Annotated in this window: 3 protein-coding genes; 2 read left to right on the forward strand and 1 reads right to left on the reverse strand. The window is 68.3% G+C overall.

Translation table 11 applies throughout. The annotated features are described in order from the left end of the window. The coding region (locus AC1D1G_RS43365; RefSeq protein WP_477956725.1) for a carboxyl transferase domain-containing protein at positions 1–564 on the reverse strand (564 nt) is incomplete at its 3' end. A 216-nt stretch (positions 565–780) separates the two neighbouring features. Between AC1D1G_RS43365 and AC1D1G_RS43370 the strand changes: the two genes are divergently transcribed. Both AC1D1G_RS43370 and AC1D1G_RS43375 read left to right on the forward strand, forming a co-directional pair. After that, positions 781–1,608 carry an FAD binding domain-containing protein gene (locus AC1D1G_RS43370; protein ID WP_477956726.1) on the forward strand — a complete coding sequence of 276 codons (828 nt, stop codon included), beginning with the start codon at positions 781–783 and terminating at the stop codon, positions 1,606–1,608. After that, the coding region (locus AC1D1G_RS43375) for a molybdopterin-dependent oxidoreductase (RefSeq protein ID WP_477956727.1) at positions 1,605–3,341 on the forward strand (1,737 nt) is incomplete at its 3' end. The genes AC1D1G_RS43370 and AC1D1G_RS43375, both read left to right, overlap by 4 nt.

A 3,341-nucleotide genomic window follows, 5' to 3' on the forward strand; every position in this document is an offset into this window, starting at 1 on the left:
CTCGGGGAACTTCTCGCCGTAAAGGGCCTCGTAGACGCGGGGTCCGAGGAACCCCACGAGTGCACCGGGTTCGGCCACCGTGATGTGCCCGAGGGAACCCCAGGACGCGAACACGCCGCCGGTGGTCGGGTTCCGCAGGTACACCAGGTAGGGGAGATGGGCGGCCTTGTGAGTGGCGACGGCCGCCGCGATCTTCACCATCTGCACGAAGGCGACGGTGCCCTCCTGCATGCGCGTGCCGCCCGATGTGGGCGAGGCGAGCAGGGGGAGACCCTCACGGGTGGCGCGTTCGATGGCGGAGACGATCCGCTCGGCGGCGGCTACGCCGATCGAACCGGCCAGGAACGCGAACTCGCACGCGATCACCGCGACCGGGCGCCCGCGAACGGTGCCGACGCCGGTGATCACCGATTCGTCGACACCCGACTTCTCGGCGGCCTTCTGCAGGTCGGCGCGGTACTTCTCGTTCGGCCGCGCATCGACGGGTGTGGTGTCCCAGGAGACGAAGCTGCCTGCGTCCAGTACCAACTCGAGCACGTCGTGGGCGGAAATCTTGGCGGCCATGGCCCTGAGAGTAGCGGTCGGTCCGGGGCGGCAGATGTCTGCTACGGCGGGTGACGGTCGCCCACCCGGCCGCCCACACAGCCGGAACACCGCAAACAGCGCCCGGGTGGAACCCGGCAATTAACACCGAGACCGCTGTCGCGGTGTCTAAAGTCAGATGGGTTGACGCAGGTCGGGTACGAGAACGACGACACATTTCCCGAGTGGAGCAGTCATATGGACCTCAACACCATCACCGATGTCGTTCGGCGTCCAGCCGACCATCCGGGTGCGGCGTGGCGGGAAGGCGACGCGTGGCTGGCCGGGGGAACGTGGCTGTTCTCCGAGCCGCAGCCCGACCTGCGCCGTCTCGTCGATCTCACGACGCTCGGCTGGGAGACCCTGCTGCCGAGCGACGCGGGCCTCGAGATCGGCGCGACGTGCACGATTCGTGAGCTGTATGAGCTTGCGCCGCCGGACGACTGGAGAGCCGCCTCGCTGTTCGGAACGAGTTGCGAGGCCTTCCTGGCGTCGTTCAAGGTCTGGAATTCGGCGACGGTGGGCGGCAACATCTGCATGTCGCTTCCCGCGGGCCCGATGATCACGATGGCGGTCGCGCTCGAGGCGACGTACACACTGTGGGCCGCCGACGGGTCCGAGCGCACCGTCGACGCCGCCGACTTCGTGACGGGCAACCGCGAGAACGTGCTCGCACCGGGTGAGATCCTGCGCCACATCGACATCCCGATCGGTGCCCTCCGCAAGCGTCACACGCATCGGCACTTCACCCTCACGCGCCTCGGCCGTTCGACGGTGTTCCTGATCGGCACCCAGGCGCCCGGCGGCGACGACTTGCTGCTCACGATCACGGCGGGCACCACCCGTCCGATCCGGCTGGCCTTCGACGCCGTACCCGACGCCGGCTCGCTCCAGCAGAGCATCGACGCGATACCCGACGACGTGTGGTTCGACGATCCCAACGGCACCCCCGACCACCGTCGCCATCTGACGAAGCACTTCGCCGAGGAGATCCGGACCGAGTTCACCGCAGGAGACCGGCAATGACGTACACCGTGAACGGCAGGGCGTTCGACGAGGAACCGAATCCCGGGCAGTGCCTGCGCACGTTCGTGCGGTCGCTCGGTCATCACGGCGTCAAGAAGGGTTGCGACGCAGGCGATTGCGGAGCCTGCACGGTGTGGCTCGACGGCGATCCCGTGCACAGTTGCATCACGCCCGCGTTCCGCGCGGAGGGGCGGGAGGTGACCACCATCGAGGGCCTCGGTTCGCCGGACGACCTGCATCCGCTGCAGCGGCAGTTCCGTGACGCCCCCGGGTTCCAGTGCGGATTTTGCACCGCGGGCATGATCATGACGTCGGCGACGTTCACCGACGCCCAGAAGGAAGACCTGCCACGCGCGCTGAAGGGCAATCTCTGCCGCTGCACCGGCTATCGGGCCATCGAAGATGCCGTGAACGGTGTCGCCGCGGTGGAGGTCGCCGAGCCGGGGCGCGCGGTCGGCACCAGCGTCGGGGCACCCGCGGCCACCGATGTGGTGACCGGCCGCGCCGAGTTCACCATGGACACCGAGATCGAGGGCATGCTGCACCTCGAGGTGCTGCATTCTCCGCATGCGCACGCCCGCATCGTGTCGATCGACACGACGGCGGCGCTCGCCGTCCCCGGCGTGCACCGCGTGTACACGTGGGAGGACGTGCCCCGGAAGCGGTTCACGACCGCCATCCACACCGATCATCTCGTCGACCCCGACGACACGTACATCCTCGACGACACGGTCCGCTTCGTCGGTCAGCGGGTGGTCGCGGTGCTGGCCGACACGGTCGGCGCCGCGGAGGAGGGGTGTCGCAGGGTGGTGGTCGAATACGACGTGCTGCCCGCGGTGTTCGACCCGGAGGAGGCGATGGCCGACGGTGCACCGCAGTTGCACGGTTCGGACGACCCGTTCGTGCGGGATCCCGTGCACAACATCCTGCTCGAGCTCCACGGGGAGGTGGGTGACATCGAGGCGGGGTTCGCCGAGGCCGACGTGATCCACGAGGGCACCTACTTCACCCCGCGCGTGCAGCACGCTCATCTCGAGACGCACGGGTCGATCGCCTGGATGGAGGACGGCCGCCTGCACGTGCGCACGAGTTCGCAGTCGCCGTCGATCGCGAAGGTCAAGCTGGCTCACCTGTTCGACCTGCGCCCCGACCAGTTGCGCGTGTTCTGTATGCGCGTCGGGGGTGGTTTCGGCGGCAAACAGGAGGTGATCTCGGAGGATCTGGTCGCGCTCGCCACCCTCGACACGGGCAGGCCCGTCTGCTTCGAGTTCACTCGGGAGGAAGAGTTCACGACGGCGTCGCCGCGGCACCCGATGAAGCTGACGATCACGCTCGGCGCCCGGGCCGACGGCACACTCACGGCGTTCCGGGTGCGCAACGTGTCGAACACGGGCGCGTACGGCAACCACGGCGGCGAGACGTTGTTCGCCGCCGGTGCCGCCATCTCGGCGTACCGGTGTCTCAACAAGAAGTTCGATGGGTATTCCGTCTACACGAACAGCGTGCCCAGCGGAGCGCTGCGCGGGTACGGCATGACCCAGCCCGCCTTCGCGGTGGAGTCCGCCATGCACGAGCTGGCAGTCGCGCTCGACATCGACCCGCTCGAGTTGCGGCGCCGCAACATCGTCCGCCCCGGTGACTCACTCGTCGCGATCGACGACGGTCCCGACGACGTCGTGTTCGCGGAGGACGGGCTCGGGCAGTGCATCGACCTCGTCGACGCCGCACTGAGG

The sequence above is a fragment of the Rhodococcus sp. P3_B8 genome, assembly GCF_056402775.1.

Bases quoted from the DNA above. Each gene is read 5' to 3' on its own strand.
- AC1D1G_RS43370 (WP_477956726.1), top strand. From the start codon at position 781: ATGGACCTCAACACCATCACCGATGTCGTTCGGCGTCCAGCCGACCAT.